Genomic DNA, 19,695 nt, shown 5'->3' on the forward strand with positions numbered 1-19,695 from the left:
CCAAACAAGGCCCCAAGAGCCAACCAACCATCCGGGCACAATCAAATGATTCTTCGATAAACGCTACGCGGGCATCTTGACATGATTCCTCGGGGCTCCCTCCTCGCCGGGCCGTGCTCGGGTTGGGGCCGCGGCGGCTGCTCTGGTCGGCTGCGGACCTTCGGAGGACTCGCTGGCCGCGCAGGCCCGGGCCGGGGATGACAAGAACTACATCGCCGGGGACGGCTCGGTGAACGAATACTCGCCCTCATCCCGCGGGGCTGTCTCCCTGAGCGGGCACCTTTTCAGCGGGGAGACCGTGTCTTCCGGTGACTGGGCGGGCAGGGTGGTGGTGCTGAATTTCTGGTACGCAGGCTGCGCACCCTGCCGGAAGGAAGCACCGGACCTGGTCGCCCTGGACACGGAGTTCCGGGATCAGGGTGTGCTGTTCTATGGCGTGAATGTCCGCGATGACGGCCCGACGGCGGCCGCGTTTGAACGGACGTTCAGCGTGCGCTATCCCAGCTTCGATGACAGCGACGGCGGGATCCTGCTGGCCATGACCTCCTATGTTCCGCCGCGGGCCGTCCCGACGACCCTGGTCCTGGACCGCGAGGGCAGGGTCAGTGCCAGGATCCTGGGAATTTCGGAGAAGGGGATCCTCAAGGCGCTGATTGTCACGGCGCTTGCGGGGCAGTGACCGCGGCTGGGCGTCGAGGTTGGGGCGTTCAGCGGCGCCGGTCCGGTCGGTCCGCCAGCTGCCGCAGGTACTCGTTGTAGGCATCCATGGCCGGATCGCCGCCGGCCAGGGCGGCGGCCTTTTCTGATCTGACCCAGCCGCGGGCTTCATCACGCTGCCAGCGGACGAGGATGAACATCAGCAGCAGCACCCCCGGCAATTCGCCGTAGGACCAGGCCAGGCCCCCTGCCACTCCCTGGTCCTGGATCGGGTCGATGTTCCAGGCTTCCGGGGGTGTGGCGAAAAATTCGACCATTGGGGCGGTGGCCATCATGATGACGACTCCAAAGAAGGCGTGCAGCGGCATTTCGGCGAAGATGTCGATCATTCGCCCGAAGTGCGTCTGCCTGGATGGGAGCGGGTCGGCGGAGATCAGCGGCACGGTGAACAGGACGCCGGCGAGGAGAAAAAGCAGTTCCAGCCCGACGTGGCCGTACCAGTTCGGCAAAAGCAGATCGGCCAGGCCGGAGAAGTACACGCCGTAGAAGCTGAGCAGAAACAGCGGGACCATGAATCCGGGGTGGATGGCCAGCCGCCCCCAGCCCGATCGCAGGCCCCAGATCGCTATTTTCAGGACCGGCCGGCCCAGGCGGTCGTGCGGTGTTGAGCGCAGGAGCAGGGTGCCCGGGGAGCCGATCACCAGCAGCGGCGGGACGGCCATCATCAGGGTCAGCTGCTGGAACATGAAAATGGAGAACATCCGCAGCCCGTAGCCTTCGATCCCTGCACCCATGACCACGATGATTGCCACGCAGCCGGTCACGAACGCCGCGGTGCGGACAGGTGACCAGTGCCGCCCCCGGCGCCAGAGACTGATGGCCCCGGCCAGGTAGAACAGGGCGGCCAGCAGAGCCAGGACAGGGATGACCGGGACCGGCTGCAGGTTGGGGGCAAGATACTCCCCCAGTGACGGTGGCAGTGACGGCACCCAGCCGGGGCCCTCAATTCCAGGCTCACTCATCTCAGAACTCAACGTGCATGCCGTGCGGGAGCGGCGGGATCAGCGGTTGCCGGCCAGCTGCAGTCGGCCCTGTCCGGTATGACCGACGTGGGTCAGGCCAAGGTCCAGGAGCATGCGGACGTGGGAATCGGCCAGCGAGTAGTACGCCATCCGTCCCGAACGCCGGACCTCGGCGACCCGGGGCCCACGCAGCAGCCGCAGTGCATGGGAGACCCCGGATTCGCTCAGGCCCGTCGTGGCGGCCAGGTCGCAGACGCACATTTCCCCTTCGAGCAGGGCGATGAGGATCCGCACCCTGCCCGGATCCGATAAGAGCCCGAAGATCACGGCGAGATCGGTGACGTCGGAGTCCTGCGGCATCCGGGCGCGGACAGCCTGGACTTTGTCGGCGTCGACCAGCCGGACGGCACAGTCGCTGCCCGTGCCGCCGGGCACCGGGGCTGCTGGGAGGGAGATCGCGGTCATTCATCAAGGTTACCTTTGCCTGCTAATGCTTCGCATTTACCTTTGGCCGGGACCCGCAGCGCCGGCGTCCGCCCTGCGGCCGACGGACCGGATTAACGTCTGAACAACTCTACAGATAATCTTGTAACGCGTCGGCCCGCAAGGCGCCCCTGGCTTCCGGAGATCCACCGGCGGCAGCCGACGACCCACGTCCGAAGGAATTATTGTGGCTGTGAAGTCCCCCGCCGGGACCCCGGCAGTGTCACCGAAGCTCTGGTGGCTGGCTATCGCCGGCCTGATCGCGGTGATCGCCGTCCTGGCCGCCAGCGCCTTTGGCAGGGGCATTCTGCCTGCCGAAACCCGCGACCCCGGGGCCTTGGTCCGTTGGGGTTACGGCATCGTCCAGACCGTCCACAACATCGCCGCGGCCGCCACGATTGGCGCCCTGGTCTTCGCAGCGTTCATTGTCCCGCCGTCCCTGTCACTGCGGGGCAGGAAACGGCCGGGTCCGGACGACGCGGTGCCTGCGGCTGAGCATCCGGCGTTTACCCGGGTCCTGGCGCTGGCCGCGGCCGCCAGTATTCTCTGGACGCTCTCCGCGGTAGCGGTGCTCGTGTTCAGTTTCGCCGATCTGGTCGGAATGCCGATTTCCGGGAGCCCGGAGTTCGCCTCGCAGCTGGCCTCCTACATCACCGAACTGCCGACCGGGGCCGCCCGGCTGTGGGTCGTCGTTATTTCAGCGACCGTTGCCACGGCGGCTTTTGCTGTCCGCTCGCCCGCCGGCCTTGCCGCGACCGCGGTGCTGGCCATGGGCGGGCTGCTGCCGATGATCCTGATCGGCCACGCTGCAGGGGGCACCGACCACGAACAGGCGATCAACTCCCTGGGCCTGCATTTGCTCGGCGTCTGCCTGTGGTTCGGGGGGCTGATGGCCCTGGCCGTTGCCGGCACAGCACTGGGCAAAGACACCACAGCGGTGATCCGGAGGTTTTCCACTCTGGCCGGGTTCGCCTTCGCCCTCGTTGTCGCCTCCGGACTCATCAACGCCGCCATCCGCATTGATTTCCTCTCCGGTCTGGGCTCACCCTACGGCGTGCTCCTGATGGCCAAGACCGCCGGAGCGCTGGTCCTGGGCGGCATCGGTTTCCTGCACCGGCAACGCCTCATTCCTGCCCTGGCCGCAGCGGCCGGGACCGCCCGGACGGGCAGGCTGTTCTGGCGGTTCATTGTCGTGGAAGTGCTGATCATGGGTGCTGTCAGCGGCCTGGCCGCTGCGCTTGGCCGCACACCGCCGCCGGGCGGTGAGGACATCCGCCCGGCGCTGACCCCGGCCGAAATCCTCACCGGCTACGTCCTGCCCCTGGAGCTCACCCCGGAGCGATGGTTTACGGTCTGGCGCCCGGACTGGCTCTGGATCGCGGTCGCCCTCATTGCTGCCTACCTCTACCTGCGGGCGGCCAGGACGCTTCACCGGCGCGGGGACGCGTGGCCGTGGATCCGAAGCGTGCTGTGGCTCGTGGGGCTGGGTGCCCTGGTGTTCTTCACTTCCGGCGGTCCCTCCGTCTACGGCCGGATCCTGTTCAGCGCCCACATGCTCGATCACATGGCGCTGACGATGGTCGTCCCGGTGTTCCTGGTCCTCGGTTCACCGGTCACCCTGGCGCTCAGGGCGCTGAAGCCGCGGCCCGACGGTTCCCGCGGGCCGCGGGAATGGGTCATGGTCCTGGTGCATTCCCCGGCGGCCGCCGTCCTGACGCATCCTCTGTTTGTTGCGGCGAACTTCGCTGGATCGATCGTGTTGTTCTATTACTCGGACGCCTTCGGGTTTGCCCTGCGCGAGCACGCCGGCCACGAACTGATGACCGTCCACTTCGTCATCACCGGATATCTCTTCATCCTCTCCATGATCGGGACGGACCCGGTGCCCCGGCGGGCACCGTACCCGCTGAGGCTGCTGCTGTTGCTCGCCACGATGGCCTTCCACGCCTTCTTCGGCGTCACTCTGATGGGCTCCACCACCCTGATCCAGCCCGAATGGTTCACCCGGCTCGGCCGGGACTGGGGCCTTCCGGCCCTGGCCGACCAGCAGATGGCCGGTGCGATCACCTGGGGCATCGGCGAGCTGCCCACCCTTCTGATCGCGATCGGCGTCGCCGTGATGTGGTCCCGCTCCGATGCCCGCGAGATGCGCCGCACCGACCGGGCCGCGGACCGGAACCACGACGCGGAACTGACCGCCTACAACGCAATGCTCTCCAAGATGGACGAACGCGACTACCCGGCCCCGGGCCGCCGCAACCAGGACTGACAGTGGAAGCCACTGCCCCCGCCAGCGTCGAGAGACACGTTGATACAGGATTTCCTGAATCCAGAAATTTCTGTACGATTTCCCGTATGCGCATCCTCTCCCGTATCGACGTCCTGGCCCGCTTCGGCAAAGCCCTCGCCGACCCCACACGGGCGGCGATCCTGATGGAGCTGCGGACCGGACCCGCGTTCCCCTCGGATCTGGCCGGCCAGATCGGTGTCAGCCGGCAGATCCTGTCCAACCATCTGGCCTGCCTGCGCGACTGCGGCCTGGTCGCGGCCGAACCGGACGGGCGCCGGGTGCGTTATGAACTCTCCGATGCCAGGCTCGCGCACGCCCTCGATGACCTGCTGGGCACCATCCTGACCGTCGACACGATCTGCACCTGCGACGAACCGGACTGCGCGCAGGACATGGCCACCGGCGACGGGAACGGTCCGGCCCCGGTCGAACCCCTGACCCTGGAGCCGCACCGATGAGCGGCCACAACCACGATCACGCCGCCGCCGGGACAAGCCAGCGCGGCAAGCTGATCATCGTCTTCGCCATCACCTTCTCGGTTATGGTCGCGGAAATTATCGGCGCCTTCCTCACGGGCAGCCTGGCGCTGCTGGCCGACGCCGGGCACATGTTTACCGATTCAACCGGGCTGCTGATCGCGCTCATCGCCGCGTCGCTGGCGCTGAAACCGGCCACCCTCAAACGAACCTGGGGCTACAAGCGTGCGGAAATCATCGCCGCCGCCGGACAGGCTGCCCTGCTCCTGGGCGTCGGCGGCTTCGTCATCATCGAAGGCATCCGGCGGCTCTTCGAACACCCCGAAATTACCGGATCCACGATGCTGTGGTTCGGCATCATCGGCCTCGCCGGCAACGCCGTGGGCCTGATCGTCCTCGCGTCTGGCCGGAACCACAACTTCAACATGAAGGCCGCGTTCCTGGAGGTCCTCAACGATGCCCTTGGATCGGTCGCGGTCATCGTCGCGGCGATCATCATCGCCGTCACCGGGTGGGTCCAGGCGGACGCCGTCGTGTCTTTGCTCATCGGTGTGCTGATCATCCCGCGGACCTTGAAGCTGCTCCGCGACACGGTTAATGTGCTGATGGAAAACGCCCCCGCGGGGCTGGACATGGGCAAAGTCCGTGACCACATCCTGGCCCTGCCCCACGTCATCGACGTCCACGACCTGCACGCCTCCCTGGTCGCGTCCGGAACCCCGGTTCTCTCAGCCCACGTCACGGTCGAGGACGGCTGCATGACGGACGGGCACGCCGCCACCATCTTGGCTGACCTGCAGCGCTGCGTCGCCGAACACTTCGACGTCAGCGTCGAACACTCCACCTTCCAGATCGAACCCGCCGCCCACCGAGACCAGGAGAGCATCCACCACTGATGGCATCAACAAAAACCAAACCAACCCAGGCCCCGGCAGACCCCGCCAAACGGGCACGCACCCTCATCTGGATCCTGCTCGCGGCCATCGTCGCCGCAGGCGCCATCTGGTACGCCGTATTCACTCTCAACAAACCCGCCCCCGCGGCCATCCCGCCCGTCGTCGACGCCCAGCTGGTCAGGGAAGACAGCCACCGTGTCACCAACCCGGCCACCGAAAAAGCCCAGCTGGTCGAGTTCCTGGACTTCGAATGCGAAGCCTGCCGCGCGGCAGAGCCACTCGTCGCGGAACTGAAGGCAGAATTCGGTGACCGGATCACCTTCATCAACCGCTACTTCCCCCTCCCGGCGCACCGGAACTCCGCCCAGGCAGCGCTAGCCGTTGAAGCGGCCGCGCAGCAGGGCAAGTACGAGCAGATGTATGCCAAAATGTTTGAAACCCAGCCCCAGTGGGGCGAAAAGCAAGACTCCCAGGCACCACTGTTCAGGACCTTCGCCCAGGAGCTCGGACTGGACCTCGCCGCCTACGACACCGCCGTTGCCGACGAGAAGACCAAGGACCGGATCCGCAAAGACATCGCCGACGGCAAAGCCCTTGGCGTGACCGGAACCCCCACGTTCTTCCTCAACGGCGAAAAGCTCGTCCTTAATAGCGAAGCGGATTTCCGGCAAAAGCTGGCCGACGCAGCCAAGTAGCGGTTACCCAGCTCCGGGGAACAACCCGGGGGGAGACAGGAAGCAGGAAAGGACGGTGCTCTATGTCGCGTGAGCGTGCGCCCTTCCGGTTGCTGCGCACCGCCGCTGTGGCCGTTTCCGTGCTGTCCATGGCCGCCGCCGCCCACGTGTTCGGCGGTGGCCGGCTGCCGCCCGTTTCCGTGCTGGCCGCCTGCGCTGCACTGGTGGTGCTCGGCGTCGTACTCCTCACCCGCTGGAAGCTGAGGACCCCGGTCCTCTTCGGCGTGCTGGCGGCCGGACAGGTTCTGCTGCATGCCGCGTTTTCCTTCCTCTCCGAAACGGCGCCGCTGGACGCCGCTTCGGCCCTGCACCGCCACTTCGCCGTCACCGACGCCGCGCCGGTCCACGCCGGTGGGGGAGCGCATACGCATCTGCCGTGGGACCTTGAACCGCCCATGCTCACGGCCCATATCATCGCGACGCTGGTGACCGCAGCGGTGCTGGCCAAAGGCGAGGCAGCGCTGTGGGCGCTGGAAGCGTGGCTTCGTCCCTTCCCCGGCGTGACCGTCGCCCCCGTCCTTCCCGTCGCCGTGGTCCCGGCCCCACTACCGCGGCGCACCCCGGTGCGGCGCAGGCCGGTTCTACGTGCTCACCGGCGCCGCGGACCACCGGCCGCCTGCACCTGACCCGCCACCCCGTACGCCAGCCACTGCGCTGCCGTTGCGTTGGGGGCGGATCCGGTTCTGTGCGCCCTGGGCCCGGCCCCTACCTCCGGCAGGCCTGCGCGCGTCACCTTGATCTCTCCCGACGAAAGAACGCTAAATGCAATCCCGCCTCACTCTTAAGACCCGTCTCCGGCTGGCCGCCGCCGCAGCTGTCCTGCTGCCGGCCGCCCTGACAGCCAGCCCTGCGCTGGCCCATGACGCCCTCTCATCGACAGCCCCGGCCCAGGACGCCGTGCTGACAACTGGCCCCGATACTGTGTCACTGACCCTGACGCAGCCACCCACCGACTCAGCGACCCTGAACCTGAGCGTCATCACGGTCACGGACGGCGCCGGCACGACCGTCTCCGACGGAACAGTGACCGTCAGCGGGCCGACGCTGTCCACCCGGACCGCTCCGGGAACCCCCGGAGCCTATACCGTGTCGTGGCGGGCCGTGTCATCCGACGGACACCCGATCGAGGGCAAGTACTCCTTCACCGTCCAGGGTCTGGCCCAAACCTCAGCCGCGGCTGCCCCGACTGCCCCGGCAGTACCGACGGCGACCCAGGCCACAGCCCCCGCACCGGTGCCCGCCAAGCCACCGAACGACGATAACGCCCCCCTCACCGTGGGGATCGCCCTCGGGCTGCTGGCAGCAGGCCTTGCTGCCACCCTCGTCATCCGCCGCAGGAGCAGGAACAACGGAGCCTGACCGCCTTGCCGGTGTTCCCGCACTGCGGTGTAGGAATACCGGCACCGGCCCGGCAGCCGCGCGTCAGGGCAGCTCAGGCCCTGATGCCTGCTCCCGGGATGCGCGCCGGGCGCTGATCATTCTCAGCACGATCGCCGTCAGGGTTGCCGCCGCCATGACGGCGAAGAACACCGTTCCGGCGTTGTATAGCATCTGGGCGGACCCGGGGAGCGGAGCCGAAGCGTCAGCGGCGATCATGATAGAGGCGTAGTAGGTGGCCGTGGCGGCCACCCAGAGGACACCCGCTGCGGCGACCGTCCAGGACCAGCGCGAAAACCAGGGCTGCTGTGCCCGGTAGGACAGTGCCACCGCCACCATAGCCACCCCGGCGGGGGCCAGGAGCTGGGCCAGGAGCAGATAGGGGCCGGCCACTAGGCCCACGGGGACGCAGAGGCCACCGATCATCAGCAACTGGCGGGCACCAAGCGGCATCGCACCTGCCCCAGGACCGGCTGCCCGCGGTGTGTCCGCCTGTGTGGTGTTCTCCGTCATCGCGCGTGCATTCCTTCGTCTTCGTCGTGGGCGTGTCCGGCTGCGCGGCAGCAGCAGAGCCCGGATGGCGGCGTCTGCCAGTCCCGGCGCCCTCTCGACAGTACAGGATCCATTGGATCGACAAGTTACCTGCGGTGGCACCCTGGGCATGCCGGTGCCATGGCCCGCATTCCGATGTTGCGGCCCGGTACTGCGCGGGCTTGGGCTGGGCCCGGGCAGGTGTCCGGTCTTAGGATTGGCCGCTGATGGTCAGGACGATGAGGATCCAGTTGAGTCCGACGATCAGCGTTGCGCTGGTCCACCCGGCTATTTTGATGCCTTGGAATCGGTGTGGATGCCTATGACTTCGCTGTTTCCGGTGAGCCGGATCAGGGATATCAGGGCAAAGGGCATGCCGAAGCTGAGCAGCACCTGGCTCAGCACGAGCGCCAGGGTGGGTTCGATGCCGGCCCCGGGAATCGCCAGCGCCGGAATCAGTGTGATGACCCGGCGGATGAGCAGCGGAACCTTGATCTTGAGCAGTCCGCCCATGATCGTTGCTCCCGCGTAGCACCCGCGTAGCACCCGACGGATGTTGAGGCGAGGCCGGAGGCCAGCAGCACGATGGCGAAGACGACCCCGATGACCGGGCCCAGCGCGGAGGTGACGGCCGAGTGGGCGCCAGCGATGGCGTCTGTGCCCTCGATCCCCCGCAGGCCGGATGCTGCGAGCAGCAGCATGGCAATGTTCACGACGCCGGCGAGCATGAGGGCCCCGGCGACGTCGAACCGGGTGGCGCGGATCAGTCGCGTCCGGACAGCTGGATCCTCGGAGAAGCCGTGCCTGTCGCGGGCCAGCGATGAGTGAAGGTAGATGGCGTGCGGCATGACCGTGGCACCAAGCATGCTCGCCGCGAGAAGGACAGTGTCGGTGCCCTCAAAACGCGGGAGAAGGCCGGAAAAAACATCTCCGGCGTCCGGCGGGTTCACGAAGAGGCCGGAGACGAAGCCGACGGCGATCACGGCAAGGAGCATCATGATCGCGTATTCGAAGGACCTCTGTCCGCGGGCGGACTGGAGGGGAAGCAGGAGCATGGACGCGACGCGACGCCGATGATGATGCCATCGGCCAGAAGGGGCAGCCCGAAGAGCCGGTTCAGGGCTACTGCGCCGCCGATGACTTCCGCCATGTCCGTTGCCCCGGCGACAAGTTCGGCCTGGAGCCAGTACAGCCAGCGGCGGCGGGTGCCGAGGCGCCGGCCGAGGATTTTGGGGCAGGCTCAGACCGGTGGCCAGGCCAAGCTTGGCTGACTGATACAGCAAGAGGACTGCCATGAGATTGGCTGCCACCGCGGCTTACTCGCCAGCCGTTCCGTAAGGGTGGGGGTAGCCATCGTGTTCTCGTCCTCAGGGTTACTGACACCACGAGGATACCTTCAAGTTAGGGTTGCCGAAAATTATATTTCGGCGCTCCTAGTAATACGCGGAGAGTGGTCCGGAGGGGCAGCCGTGCCCGGAACGCACTGATGGCCGGCTTTTCGGTGCCCCCAAGGCACCGAAAAGCCGGCCATCAACAGGTTCGTTAGGCGCCTGCGCGGACGAAGGTGACGGAACCCTTGGACGTCATCCAGCTCAGGGGGTGTACGGCCGTTTCGTTCTTGCCGTTCAGGCCTGAGCTGAGGACCTGGCCGTCCCCGACGTAGATGCCGACGTGGCCGGACTGGACCACCATGTCCCCGGGCTGCGGGTCAGCGACGACCGTGCCGTAGTTCAGGAACTGCATCGGGCCCAGGTCACCGACAGGGATCCCTGCGGCGCCCAGAGCCCGTTCAACCAGGACCGTGCAGTCCTGGATCATGCCGATCTGTGCGTAGGCTGCCGAAACCATGGTGGCGTTGACGCCGCCGGCCGCGGGGGCAGCGGCCGGCGCAGCGGATGCCGGCTGGACGGAGATCTTGGCTTTCGCCGCAGGGGCGGCCGCCGGAACAGCGGCCGCAGGCTTGGGTGCCTCGACGACGGGGGCAGGCGTGGTGCTGACGGCCGGGCGTTCGTAGGATATCGTGACCGTGGCGTCGGCGCTGAACGGCGCAGGTGCCTGGCTCGATACTTCCAGGTTCGACGTCGGCTCCGCGTCCCGCTGTTGGGGTGCTTCTGCGGCCTGGGCGGCGATGCCGCTGGTCAGAACCAGGCCTGAGGCGGCTGCGATGACGGCCGCCTGGCGGCCTACCCCGCCCGCGTTGGCGGCCATTGATCTGGTCAAGGCGGCAAGCTGGCTGGTGGGGGTGACGGACGCGCGGCGGCGGCCATGGGCTTTAAGCGTGGACATAAAAGGGCCTCTCCCAATGCCTGCGAGGTGAGCTGTCGGATTCGGATGGGAGACACCCGGCCGCACGTTCCTGCGCAAGTGCAGTACAGCGGCTTCACCCCAAGGCCTGCGCGAAGCAGGCCGAAAATTGGGTTCCCCGTCTCTGCCGGACGAATATCGCGAACGGATCCCGGGCAGCGGCAGAGTTAGGCAATCCGCTCGGGAGTGCCGTGTTCGGAGAAATCGGCACGCCTTCGACCGTACGGGAAACACCATTGTTTGTCACATTTGCATAACGGCGCCTGATCCGGCCGCGGTGCTATCCACCGGCCCTGCCCATGCGGCGACTCGCCGGGGACGCCCGCGCTACTCCGCCGGAACCGCGTTCAGTTCGGCGCGCGTGGGCGGGTTGGCGCCTGGGCGGGAAACAGTGACGGCCGCCGCGCGGGCAGCGTGGGCCAGGAGTTCGGCCAGGCCCTCGGCCGGAAGCTCGCGCAGGTCCTTCCGGTTCTGCGCACCGTCCAGGCCGCGGTCCACGATCCCCGAAAGCAGCGCAGCCATAAACGAATCACCGGCACCCACGGTGTCGGCCACTTCCACGCGAGGCGCGTCAATCGCGGCTTCACCGGCGGCCGTAATCCCCCACGGACCGGCCGCGCCGCGCGTGACCACCACCAGGGCCGGCCCCTCGGAGCCACCCAGCGACAGCCAGCGGCGCGCCGATTCCAGCACGTCCACGCCCGGATACAGCCACTCCAGGTCCTCGTCCGAGGCCTTGACCACGTCCGCAAGGGTGACAAATTTCTCCGCTTGCGTCCGCGCATAGTCCACGTCGGTGATGATGCTGGGCCGGCAGTTGGGATCGAAACTGATCGTCGCGGCGGGGTGGGCGTGCTCGACGGCGGCGAGCACCGCCGCGGCGCCCGGCGCCAGCATCGTGGCGATGGAGCCGGTGTGCAGGAGGGTGGTTCCCTGCAGCATAAAGGCGAGGCGGTCCGCCAGGCCGGGAAGCTCCCAGGCGAGGTCGAACGTGTAAGTGGCGGCGCCGTCGTCGTCAATTACGGCGGTGGCCACGCTGGTTGGCAGCTCGTCGGGGCCCAGCGGCAGCATAACGGAGCTGGAGCGCAGGTGCGCCGCCACCGAATCCCCGTAGGCGTCGCGGCCGTAACGGCCGACGAACTGCACGGGATGGTCGAGGCGGGCCAGGCCCACCGCGACGTTAAGGGGACTGCCGCCCACGTGGGCTTCGATTCCGGAGGCGCGCTGGACAACGTCAACAAGGCCCTCGCCTATAACTGTGAGCATGGTCATACTCTGCCAGAGATATGCCGGCCTACACACGCGTGTTACGCGTCGCCTACCATGGAGATATGACATCCCATGTCCACCAGCCAATGACGGCTGCCATGCCCGACGTCGAACACGTCCTGGCGGTCCGCGGCACCGGCGGCTACAGGCAATACAGGATCCCCGCCCTCGCGGTCTCGCGGCAGGGCACCCTGCTGGCTGCCTACGACGGCCGCCCCAACCTCGATGATCTGCCCAACCCGATCGACCTCCTGCTCCGGCGCAGCACGGACAACGGCCGGACCTGGGGCGAACAGCAGATGGTAAGGACGGGCGGCGGCCTCAACGGCTACGGCGATCCGAGCCTCCTGGTGGACGTGGATAACGGCCGGATCTTTATGTTCCACGCCGCCGGAACGCACGCCGGATTCTTCGAAGCAGCGGCCGGACTGGAGCCCGATGACGACGTCCAGCACTGCGACCTCAGCTTCTCGGATGACGACGGCCTGACCTGGCAGCACCGCAGGATCACCGCCCAGCTCAAGCTCCGCCAGAAGGTTCGCCCCGAGGAGCCTGACATCACCGGAATCTTCGCCGCAGCGGGGCAAGGCATCCAGATCCACACCGGTCCCTACCGCGGCCGGCTGGTCCAGCAGCTTGTGGTCCTGGCCGGCGGCGAGATCATGGCCGCTTCCGCGTACAGCGACGACCACGGCGACACCTGGACGCTCGGGGAGCTCATCGGCGCCCGGACGCACGGCCACGCCCCCAACGAAAACAAGGTTGCCGCCCTCCAGGACGGGCGGCTCCTGCTGCACAGCCGCGGCACACCGCGCCGCCTTGCCGCAATATCCGACGACGGCGGGGCCACCTGGAGCGCCCTGCGTCCGGTCGAGGACCTCCCGGACCCGGGTGACAACGGCTCGCTGGTCCGCTTCGACGGCCTGCCGTCCCTGGCTTCCCTCGACGACGACGCCACCGGCTCGTGGCTTGTGGCCACCAACAACCAGGACACGGCATTGCGGCGGAACACGGTGGTCAGCCTGTCCCCCGATAACGGCCTCAGCTGGCCCGCAAAACTGGTCCTGTGTCCGGGCAGCTCGGCGTACTCGACGGCCGCCCGGCTCCCCGACGGCAACATCGGCGTCCTCTACGAACGGCAGGGCTACCGGGAGATCGTGTTTGCCTCCGTGCCCGCGGGGCAACTCACCGCACAGCTGGCCGCTGCGGACGACGCGCATGCCGCCTCCGCCGCTGACGCTGGATCCGGGCCCGATCGCGATGCCGGCCTGGTCTTCGACATGGAACTGCGCTCCATCACCCCGGGCCGCCCACCGGTCTGGCAGAACGCCGGCGAGTTTCACGTGATGCAGTCCGGCGGTGAGGACTGGGGTGTACACACCTGGAAGGAAATCGGCCAGGGCTACTCGGCCGAAGCTGCGCAGGTCATCGGCACGCGGGAGGCACAGGACCTGAATTACGGCCCCATCATTCCCGGCTACAAGGCCGGGGACATCCTGGCCTTCACGGGCAGGGCGCGCAACGACGGAGCCCTTCCGATTACCGGGGTCGGGCTATCCGGTCCCGGCTCGGACGCCTTCCCTGCGGCGGATCTTGGCCCCGGGGAAGAGTCGCTCTATTTCACGCCCGGGTACACCGTCACAGAGGCGGACGTGGCACGGGGCACCGCGGACGTGGTCTTTGAAGTGCTCGGCGAGCGCGGCGGCACTGCCGAGCGCCGCCGTCGTGCTTTCACGTTTGACACCGCCACAGGCGACATCAGCGAGCCGAAGTGAGAGAGCGTTTGCGAAAAACCCGCAGGATCTGAGAGATCCTGCGTCCGGCGGAAACTCGCAGGAAGTGAGAGAGCGTCGGAGGAAACTGGCGCTTGACGTGAACCTGTGATGACGCTTACAGTCGACATACGAGCTCGGACGTCCTACATCCGATAAACCTTCTGGAATGGCGAGGCCCTCATGAACAACATCACCAAGAATCTGCCGCTGGTCAATCACGCCAGCCGCCGGAACTTCCTCAAGCTGACCGGTGCCATGGGCGCCGCTGCAGCATTCACCGCCTCTGTCGCCGCGTGCGGCAGCCCGGCAGCTACCACCACCGGCAGCTCAGCAAGCGCTGCGGCAGTCAACAAGGACCTCACCATCGAAGCGGGCATCTCCTATGCCCTCTCCACCGGCTTCGACCCGCTGAGCTCCTCAGGCGCCACGCCGATGGCCGCCAACCTGCACATCTTCGAAGGCCTCATCGAGCTGCACCCGGCCACCCGCGAGCCCTACAACGCGCTGGCGGCATCGGACCCCAAGAAGGTCAACGACACCACCTACCAGGTGACCATCCGCGACGGCGCCAAGTTCCACGACGGCACTCCGGTCACCACCGAAGACGTGGCCTTCTCCTTCACCCGCGTGATGGATCCGGCGAACAAGTCCCTGTTCTCGCAGTTCATCCCGTTCATCAAGGAAGTCAAGCCCGTTGACGCCAAGACGGTCGAGTTCACCCTCAAGTACGCCTTCCCCGGCTTCGGCCCCCGCATCTCCGTGGTCAAGGTTGTCCCCAAGGCCTTGGCCACGGACCTCAAGGCCTTCGACGCCAAGCCCGTCGGCACCGGCCCCTACAAGCTCATCTCCGCCGCCAAGGACGACAAGATCGTCTTCGAAGCGTTCGCAGACTACAACGGCCCCAAGCCGGCACTGGCCAAGGGCATGACCTGGCTCCTGCTCTCCGACGCGGCCGCCCGCGTCACCGCCGTCCAGTCCGGCCGTGTCCAGGCCATCGAGGACGTCCCCTACCTGGACATCGACGGCCTCAAGTCCAAGGTCAAGGTTGAATCAGTCCAGTCCTTCGGCCTGATGTTCCTCATGTTCAACTGCAACAAGGCCCCGTTCAACAACAAGCTGGTCCGCCAGGCCCTGCACTACGGCCTGGACAAGGAAGCCATCATCAAGAAGGCCCTGTTCGGTAACGCCAAGGCCGCCAGTTCCTACTTCCAGGAAGGCCACCCGGACTACGTCAAGGCCAAGAACGTTTACGGCTACGACGCCGCGAAGGCCGCTGACCTCCTGCAGCAGGCCGGCGTCACGAGCCTCGAATTCGAGCTGCTCACCACGGACACCGCCTGGGTCAAGGACGTTGCCCCGCTGATCCTCGAATCCTGGAACAAGATCCCGGGCGTGAAGGTCTCCGTGAAGAGCATCCAGTCCGGCGCGCTGTACACCGACCGCGTCGGTACGGGCGACTACACAGTGGTCGCAGCCCCGGGCGACCCGTCGGTCTTCGGCAACGACGCTGACCTGCTCCTGAGCTGGTTCTACTCGGGCGCCACCTGGATGGAAAAGCGCGCTTACTGGACCGCCCCTGAACGCGCCAAGCTGCAGGAACTCATGAACAAGGGCTCCCAGGCTGCCAAGGAAGATGCCAAGAAGATTACCGGCGAAATTGTGGACCTCGTCTCCGACGAAGTTCCCCTGTACCCGATCTTCCACCGCCAGCTGCCCTCCGCCTGGGACGACAAGAAGCTCAACGGCTTCAAGCCGCTGCCCACCACCGGCATGTCGTTCATCGACGTCGGACGCACCGCCTAAGCTGCGCTGAAAACCAGCGCAGCACCCGGGACTTCCCGGGACGGCATCACCAACTCGACGCAGCAGAGGGGCTGTGGCCCGCTGGCCATGGCCCCTCTGGGCTGAGAAGCACCACCCCGTGACGCGGTCCCCGCGGCACAACCAAACACACCGGAGAACAAATTGGTCACGATATTGCGTCTGCTTGGCCGCAGACTCGCAGCACTGCCATTGATGATCCTGGGCATCACCCTGCTCGTCTTCCTTGTCCTGCAGGCTGCTCCCGGCGACCAGGCAAGCTCCGCCCTCGGCGACGGCGCCAGCGAAGAAGCGAAGCAGCAGTACCGCCAGGAGAACGGCCTGAACGATCCGCTGGTGATCCAGTACTTCGCCTTCCTCGGCAAGCTGCTGCAGTTCGACCTCGGCGTCACCACACCGCCGGCAAAGTCGGTGGCCTCCATGATCGGCTCCGCATTCCCCCTGACGCTGCAGCTGACCTTCCTCGGCGTCATCATCGCCGTCGTCGTGTCCCTGGCGTTCGGCATCCTCGGCGCCCTCTACCGCGACAAATGGCAGGACCAGCTGGTCCGCGTTTTCTCGATCGCCGCGATCGCCACGCCGTCATTCTGGCTAGGTATCCTGTTGATCCAGTGGTTCGCCCTCGGCGCCAGCCCCCTCTTCCCCTCCGGGGGAATCGCGACGCCGGAATCCGGCTTCGGCGGTTGGCTCAACTCGATGGCCCTCCCGGCCCTGGCCCTCGGCATCCCGGTCTCTGCCTCGCTGATCCGGGTGGTCCGCACCTCGATGGTGGAGGAGCTGGACCGCGACTACGTCCGCACCGCTATCGGCAACGGCGTCCCCTACCGCGAGGTGGTCTCCAAGAACGTCCTCCGCAACGCCCTGGTGACCCCAGTGACCGTGCTGGGACTCCGCGTGGGCTACCTGCTCGGCGGCGCCGTCGTGATTGAAATGATCTTCGCCCTGCCCGGCATGGGCCAGCTGATCCTCAACGGCATCACCAACCTGGACGTCAACCTGGTCCAGGGCGTGGTGCTCACCATCTCCGTCACCTTCGTTCTGGTGAACATCGTGGTGGACCTCCTGTACCTGCTCATCAACCCCCGAATCAGGACGGTATAGCTCATGCGTAGCAAGCTTGCTGAACGGCTGAGTGCCCCGGGCCTCCGTTTCAAGGCCCTGCCTTGGGGCTCCCGCATCGCCCTCCTCTTCCTCATCATGATCGTCCTCTCCGCCGTGTTCGCGTCGGTCATCGCACCGCACGATCCGCTGGAGACCTTCATCCCCGCTACCCCGCCGGGCGCTGAGCACTTCTTCGGCACCGACCGGCTGGGCCGCGACATCTTCTCCCGCCTGCTGTTCGGCGCCCAGTCCTCGCTCATGATCGGCCTCGGCGCCGTCATCCTGGCCATCCTGGTGGGCGCGTTGCTGGGCTCCTTCGCCGCGACGTCCAGCAAGGCCGTGAACGAACTGATCATGCGCCTCATGGACATCCTGATGGCGTTCCCGGGCATCGCCCTGGCCGCAGTGCTGCTGGCCGCGTTCGGCAACTCGGTTCCCACCATCATCATCGCGATCGCCATCATCTACACCCCGCAGCTGGCCCGCGTGGTCCGCGCCAACGTGCTCTCCCAGTACGGCGAAGACTATGTCCGTGCCGAGCGTGTGATCGGCGCAGGCCGCTTCTACATCCTGCTCAAGCACATCGTCCGCAACACCGCCGCCCCCGTGCTGGTGTTCGCCACGGTCATGGTGGCCGACGCCATCATCCTCGAAGCCTCGCTGTCCTTCCTCGGCGCCGGCGTCCAGGACCCCGCACCGTCGTGGGGCAATGTGATCTCCTACGGCCGCAACCTGGTCCTGTCCGGCGGTTGGTGGGCCACCACCTTCGCAGGTGTGACCATCCTGCTCACCGTGCTGTCCCTGAACATCCTCGCCGAGGGCCTCACCGACGCCATGGTGAACCCGAAACTGCGCAAGGCAGCTGTTGTAAAGGACGACGACGGTTCGGCGGCTGTTGTGGCCGGCGCAGCGGTGGGTGCCGGCGTTGACACCCAGATCGCCACATCCGTGGCCCAGCCGTCGGTAGTGGAAGAGCACGAGCTCGACGGCGTGCGCGCCGCTTACGGTGACGTCCTCACCGAGGAGCACTACAACGAGGCGGCCGTCCTCTCCGATCCGAAGCTGGCCGCGGCGAACCCGCACCTGCTGCTGGACAAGGAACTGGAACTGCTCTCAGCCATCGAGGCCACGCGCACCGACCGCCTCCCCCAGGTGCCGGCCGGTGCCCGCAACGTCCTGGAGGTCAGGAACCTGTCCATCCGCTTCCCCGGCCGCTTCGGCGACACCGCGATTGTGGACAACGTCTCCTTCACGGTCCGCGAAGGCGAGACCATGGGCCTGGTGGGCGAATCCGGCTGCGGCAAGTCCATCACGTCCCTCGCCGTCATGGGCCTGCTGCCCAAGACCGCGCAGGTCACCGGTTCCATCAAGTTCGACGGCAAGGAACTGCTGGACCCGGCCACCAGCCACAGCAGCATCAAGGCCTACGAGGGCCTGCGCGGCGAGCAGATCGCCATGGTCTACCAGGACGCCCTGAGCTCCCTGAACCCGTCCATGAAGATCAAGGACCAGATGGAGCAGCTGACCAAGCGCGGCGGCCGCAAGACGCCGACCGAGCTGCTGGAACTGGTCAAGCTCGATCCCGTCCGGACGCTCGCCAGCTACCCGCACGAGCTCTCCGGCGGCCAGCGCCAGCGCGTGCTGATCGCCATGGCACTGTCCCGTTCGCCGAAGATCGTGGTTGCCGATGAGCCCACCACCGCCCTGGACGTCACCGTCCAGAAGCAGGTAGTGGACCTGCTCAACGAACTGCGCGAACAGCTCGGCTTCGCCATGGTCTTCGTCAGCCACGACCTCGCCCTGGTGGCCTCCCTGGCCCACCGCGTCACGGTCATGTACGCCGGCCAGGTGGTGGAATCCGCGCAGGCTTCCGAGCTGCTGCAGAATCCCAAGCACGAGTACACCCGCGGCCTGCTCGGCGCTGTCCTCTCCATCGAGGCCGACGCCGTCCGCCTGCACCAGATCCCCGGCACCGTCCCGTCGCCGCGCGACTTCGCCGCCGGCGACCGTTTCGCCCCGCGCTCACTGCGGTCCGACGCCGACCCCAACCAGCAGCTGGTCCTGACGTCAGTCGGAGCCGCCAACGGCGGGGACGCTGACCACTACTGGGCGAGCCACCTGAAGGAGGATGCAAAGTGAGTGAATCAACCGGCAAGCCGGTCATCGAGCTCAAGGACGTCAAGGTCTACCACCACGCACGTGGCGGCGGGCTCTTCCGCCCCAACATCGTCAAAGCGGTCGACGGCGTCGACTTCACCATCAGCCGCGGCGAAACCGTGGGCATCGTGGGTGAGTCCGGCTGCGGCAAGTCCACGCTCGCGTCCGTGCTTGTGGGACTGCAGACGCCGACGTCGGGCGAGGTGCTCTTCCACGGCAAGCCCGCCATCAAGCGGAACGCCGCCCTGCGCAGGGAATTCGGCCGCTCCGTGTCCGTGGTCTTCCAGGACCCGGCCACGGCGCTGAACCCGCGCATGACCGTCCAGGACATCCTGACGGACCCGCTGCAGATCCACGGCATCGGCACCGCGGCAACGCGCGCGGCGAAGGTCAAGGAACTGCTGGCCCTGGTGGGCCTGCCGCAGTCCGCGGCCGAGGTCACGCCGTCGCAGGTTTCCGGCGGCCAGCGCCAGCGTGTGGCGATCGCCCGGGCCCTGGCGCTGGACCCGGACATCATCGTGGCGGACGAGCCGACGTCGGCCCTGGACGTTTCCGTCCGCGCCCAGGTGCTGAACCTGCTCTCGGACCTGAAGACCCAGCTGAACCTCGGCATGGTGTTCATCTCGCATGACATCCAGACCGTCCGCTACGTCTCGGACCGCATCTGCGTTATGTACTTCGGCAAGATCGTCGAGCAGGGCACCGCCACCCAGGTCTTCGACAGCCCCACCAACGACTACACCAAGAAGCTGCTGGGCGCCGCCCCGAGCCTGCTCCACATCTAGCTTTTCCACCAGAAATT

17 protein-coding genes, 1 pseudogene and 1 riboswitch are annotated in these 19,695 nt (G+C 66.8%); of the genes and pseudogenes, 12 read left to right on the top strand and 6 right to left on the bottom strand.

Going from position 1 to position 19,695, the window contains the following annotated elements; genetic code table 11:
• Positions 1 to 142: 142 nt before the first annotated feature.
• Complete coding sequence (locus ACVWY0_RS19640) at positions 143 to 679, top strand: TlpA family protein disulfide reductase (RefSeq protein ID WP_485838207.1); 537 nt, start codon at positions 143 to 145, stop codon at positions 677 to 679.
• Between the two features lie 28 nt (positions 680 to 707).
• Here the strand turns inward: ACVWY0_RS19640 and ACVWY0_RS19645 are convergent, their stop codons facing one another.
• Positions 708 to 1,679, bottom strand: coding sequence for a cytochrome c oxidase assembly protein (locus ACVWY0_RS19645; protein WP_485838170.1), 972 nt, complete (start codon positions 1,677 to 1,679; stop codon positions 708 to 710).
• A gap of 39 nt (positions 1,680 to 1,718) precedes the next feature.
• Positions 1,719 to 2,144, bottom strand: a complete 426-nt coding sequence (locus ACVWY0_RS19650) for an ArsR/SmtB family transcription factor (protein WP_485838171.1) — start codon at positions 2,142 to 2,144, stop codon at positions 1,719 to 1,721.
• Between the two features lie 205 nt (positions 2,145 to 2,349).
• On the opposite strand from ACVWY0_RS19650, the gene ACVWY0_RS19655 reads away from it, so the two are divergent.
• The 6 genes from ACVWY0_RS19655 (at position 2,350) to ACVWY0_RS19680 (ending at position 7,917) form a co-directional block, all read left to right on the top strand.
• Positions 2,350 to 4,431: a bifunctional copper resistance protein CopD/cytochrome c oxidase assembly protein gene (locus ACVWY0_RS19655; protein ID WP_485838172.1), complete on the top strand. Its 2,082-nt coding sequence runs from the start codon at positions 2,350 to 2,352 to the stop codon at positions 4,429 to 4,431.
• A gap of 86 nt (positions 4,432 to 4,517) precedes the next feature.
• Positions 4,518 to 4,910 carry an ArsR/SmtB family transcription factor gene (locus ACVWY0_RS19660; protein ID WP_485838173.1) on the top strand — a complete coding sequence of 131 codons (393 nt, stop codon included), beginning with the start codon at positions 4,518 to 4,520 and terminating at the stop codon, positions 4,908 to 4,910.
• Positions 4,907 to 5,824: a cation diffusion facilitator family transporter gene (locus ACVWY0_RS19665; RefSeq protein WP_485838174.1), complete on the top strand. Its 918-nt coding sequence runs from the start codon at positions 4,907 to 4,909 to the stop codon at positions 5,822 to 5,824. Before ACVWY0_RS19660 ends, ACVWY0_RS19665 begins: the two co-directional genes overlap by 4 nt.
• Positions 5,824 to 6,519 carry a DsbA family protein gene (locus ACVWY0_RS19670; RefSeq protein WP_485838175.1) on the top strand — a complete coding sequence of 232 codons (696 nt, stop codon included), beginning with the start codon at positions 5,824 to 5,826 and terminating at the stop codon, positions 6,517 to 6,519. The genes ACVWY0_RS19665 and ACVWY0_RS19670 overlap by 1 nt, the downstream gene beginning before the upstream one ends.
• 62 nt (positions 6,520 to 6,581) lie before the next feature.
• Positions 6,582 to 7,184, top strand: coding sequence for a hypothetical protein (locus ACVWY0_RS19675; RefSeq protein WP_485838176.1), 603 nt, complete (start codon positions 6,582 to 6,584; stop codon positions 7,182 to 7,184).
• 136 nt (positions 7,185 to 7,320) lie between these two features.
• Complete coding sequence (locus tag ACVWY0_RS19680; protein WP_485838177.1) at positions 7,321 to 7,917, top strand: copper resistance CopC family protein; 597 nt, start codon at positions 7,321 to 7,323, stop codon at positions 7,915 to 7,917.
• A gap of 63 nt (positions 7,918 to 7,980) precedes the next feature.
• Here the strand turns inward: ACVWY0_RS19680 and ACVWY0_RS19685 are convergent, their stop codons facing one another.
• From ACVWY0_RS19685 to ACVWY0_RS19700, 4 genes and pseudogenes are all read right to left on the bottom strand, one after another.
• Positions 7,981 to 8,448 (bottom strand): hypothetical protein, encoded by a 468-nt coding sequence (locus ACVWY0_RS19685; RefSeq protein ID WP_485838178.1) that lies wholly within the window; start codon positions 8,446 to 8,448, stop codon positions 7,981 to 7,983.
• Between the two features lie 229 nt (positions 8,449 to 8,677).
• Positions 8,678 to 9,776 (bottom strand): annotated as a pseudogene (locus tag ACVWY0_RS19690) (Nramp family divalent metal transporter); the annotation flags it as partial.
• A 232-nt stretch (positions 9,777 to 10,008) separates the two neighbouring features.
• Complete coding sequence (locus ACVWY0_RS19695) at positions 10,009 to 10,752, bottom strand: NlpC/P60 family protein (RefSeq protein ID WP_485838179.1); 744 nt, start codon at positions 10,750 to 10,752, stop codon at positions 10,009 to 10,011.
• Positions 10,753 to 10,759: 7 nt separating this feature from the next.
• Positions 10,760 to 10,944: riboswitch (cyclic di-AMP (ydaO/yuaA leader) on the bottom strand.
• Between the two features lie 153 nt (positions 10,945 to 11,097).
• Positions 11,098 to 12,036, bottom strand: a complete 939-nt coding sequence (locus tag ACVWY0_RS19700; RefSeq protein WP_485838180.1) for a PfkB family carbohydrate kinase — start codon at positions 12,034 to 12,036, stop codon at positions 11,098 to 11,100.
• 65 nt (positions 12,037 to 12,101) lie between these two features.
• On the opposite strand from ACVWY0_RS19700, the gene ACVWY0_RS19705 reads away from it, so the two are divergent.
• The 5 genes from ACVWY0_RS19705 to ACVWY0_RS19725 all read left to right on the top strand — a co-directional run bounded on the left by ACVWY0_RS19705 (position 12,102) and on the right by ACVWY0_RS19725 (position 19,678).
• Entirely contained in the window at positions 12,102 to 13,814 is a 1,713-nt protein-coding gene (locus ACVWY0_RS19705; RefSeq protein WP_485838181.1) for a sialidase family protein, read from the top strand.
• Between the two features lie 180 nt (positions 13,815 to 13,994).
• Positions 13,995 to 15,617 carry an ABC transporter substrate-binding protein gene (locus ACVWY0_RS19710; protein WP_485838182.1) on the top strand — a complete coding sequence of 541 codons (1,623 nt, stop codon included), beginning with the start codon at positions 13,995 to 13,997 and terminating at the stop codon, positions 15,615 to 15,617.
• A 162-nt stretch (positions 15,618 to 15,779) separates the two neighbouring features.
• On the top strand, positions 15,780 to 16,736 hold the full coding sequence (locus ACVWY0_RS19715) for an ABC transporter permease (protein ID WP_485838183.1): 957 nt from the start codon (positions 15,780 to 15,782) through the stop codon (positions 16,734 to 16,736).
• Between the two features lie 3 nt (positions 16,737 to 16,739).
• Positions 16,740 to 18,875, top strand: a complete 2,136-nt coding sequence (locus tag ACVWY0_RS19720; RefSeq protein ID WP_485838184.1) for a dipeptide/oligopeptide/nickel ABC transporter permease/ATP-binding protein — start codon at positions 16,740 to 16,742, stop codon at positions 18,873 to 18,875.
• Complete coding sequence (locus tag ACVWY0_RS19725; protein WP_485838185.1) at positions 18,872 to 19,678, top strand: ATP-binding cassette domain-containing protein; 807 nt, start codon at positions 18,872 to 18,874, stop codon at positions 19,676 to 19,678. Before ACVWY0_RS19720 ends, ACVWY0_RS19725 begins: the two co-directional genes overlap by 4 nt.
• Positions 19,679 to 19,695 lie beyond the last annotated feature (17 nt).

Source organism: Arthrobacter sp. UYNi723 (genome assembly GCF_054057635.1).

Coding starts and splice junctions, on each gene's coding strand:
- ACVWY0_RS19660 (WP_485838173.1), top strand. CDS start 4,518: ATGCGCATCCTCTCCCGTATCGACGTCCTGGCCCGCTTCGGCAAAGCC.
- ACVWY0_RS19720 (WP_485838184.1), top strand. CDS start 16,740: ATGCGTAGCAAGCTTGCTGAACGGCTGAGTGCCCCGGGCCTCCGTTTC.
- ACVWY0_RS19710 (WP_485838182.1), top strand. CDS start 13,995: ATGAACAACATCACCAAGAATCTGCCGCTGGTCAATCACGCCAGCCGC.
- ACVWY0_RS19700 (WP_485838180.1), bottom strand. CDS start 12,036: ATGCTCACAGTTATAGGCGAGGGCCTTGTTGACGTTGTCCAGCGCGCC.
- ACVWY0_RS19670 (WP_485838175.1), top strand. CDS start 5,824: ATGGCATCAACAAAAACCAAACCAACCCAGGCCCCGGCAGACCCCGCC.
- ACVWY0_RS19680 (WP_485838177.1), top strand. CDS start 7,321: ATGCAATCCCGCCTCACTCTTAAGACCCGTCTCCGGCTGGCCGCCGCC.
- ACVWY0_RS19665 (WP_485838174.1), top strand. CDS start 4,907: ATGAGCGGCCACAACCACGATCACGCCGCCGCCGGGACAAGCCAGCGC.
- ACVWY0_RS19685 (WP_485838178.1), bottom strand. CDS start 8,448: ATGACGGAGAACACCACACAGGCGGACACACCGCGGGCAGCCGGTCCT.
- ACVWY0_RS19695 (WP_485838179.1), bottom strand. CDS start 10,752: ATGTCCACGCTTAAAGCCCATGGCCGCCGCCGCGCGTCCGTCACCCCC.
- ACVWY0_RS19705 (WP_485838181.1), top strand. CDS start 12,102: ATGACATCCCATGTCCACCAGCCAATGACGGCTGCCATGCCCGACGTC.
- ACVWY0_RS19650 (WP_485838171.1), bottom strand. CDS start 2,144: ATGACCGCGATCTCCCTCCCAGCAGCCCCGGTGCCCGGCGGCACGGGC.
- ACVWY0_RS19645 (WP_485838170.1), bottom strand. CDS start 1,679: ATGAGTGAGCCTGGAATTGAGGGCCCCGGCTGGGTGCCGTCACTGCCA.
- ACVWY0_RS19675 (WP_485838176.1), top strand. CDS start 6,582: ATGTCGCGTGAGCGTGCGCCCTTCCGGTTGCTGCGCACCGCCGCTGTG.